Source organism: Flavobacterium sp. PL02, assembly GCF_035013205.1.
GTDB lineage: Bacteria > Bacteroidota > Bacteroidia > Flavobacteriales > Flavobacteriaceae > Flavobacterium.
Genome location: NZ_JAYGJP010000022.1, coordinates 1 through 1,070 on the forward strand (window position 1 = coordinate 1; position 1,070 = coordinate 1,070).

Annotated in this window: 2 protein-coding genes; both read left to right on the forward strand. The window is 32.9% G+C overall.

What is annotated here, in order from left to right:
• A partial coding sequence (locus SHI72_RS23575) for a hypothetical protein (protein WP_323491593.1) occupies positions 1-483 on the forward strand: 483 nt, incomplete at its 5' end.
• Positions 484-606: 123 nt separating this feature from the next.
• On the forward strand, positions 607-1,070 hold a 464-nt coding region (locus SHI72_RS23580; RefSeq protein WP_323491594.1), incomplete at its 3' end, for a hypothetical protein.

The following is a 1,070-nucleotide window of genomic DNA, read 5'->3' on the forward strand; positions in this document are numbered from 1 at the left end:
AATATTGCGTGGCAAGGAAAAATACCTCAGGGGACGAACCCAGATAAACAATTTGAACAATTTGAGAATGTTCATTTCGGTTTACGAGCAATGCTCAAAGACTTAATAAATGATATTAACAAAGGGAAAAACACTGTAAAATCTTTAATTTCAGAGTATGCGCCACCAAATGAGAATAATACAAATGCTTATATTAATTCTGTGGCTGCAACACTGGGGGTCTCTCCTACGCAAAAGCTTACAGAGATTAATTCGACCTTTTTACGCAAACTCGCAAGAGCAATTCTAAAAGTAGAATTAGGTACAGCGCACAAAGAGATAACCGATGCCGATATCGTAAAATCTATTACAATGCTTGGTGATGTATCAACAGCAAATTTAAAGGTCACATTTGACAAATTCGCCTTAGCAAAACAGTACATACTGCCTGCATTAATCACAATCGGGCTTTTTTTTTATTCATACGTAACCATAACAATTTAAAAACAAAAACAAGATGGAAAAGTTAAAACAATTTTGGCAAGAGAACACTAAAGCTATTTTAATCGTAGCGGGATTGCTTGCAACGTATTTTATTTATACAAAAATCAAACAAAACCAAAAATAATGAGATACGCTAGAAAAAAACCTAGCTTTCTAGATGATAAAATAATCCCATTTCTTAAAAAGTATGGGATTTTTTTAATAGTTCTTTTTCTTGTATTTCCCTACGTATATAAGTACGTAAGAAGTGCAATTGAGAGTGTTAAAAATACCAATCTAGAAGCGCAAAAAACGGAAAACACAAACCAAAATGCCAAAGCAGATCCTTTAATAACTAAAGGCAAATTACAAGCTATAAAAAAGAAATATCCAACCTTAAGCAGTAAGACTATGGATAATCTAAGTGCATCGGCTTTTAAGATTGCAAAAGCCTTCGGAACTAATGTAGATGATAACCATGTTTTATTAGGTGGAACAATAGATTTGTATAATATAAGTGCTTGGTCAGAGGATGAAAAAGGAGCAATTTCGATACTCAAAAAGCATACAGGTACATTCCCAATTTTAGAAGAGTTGTATTATAAAAC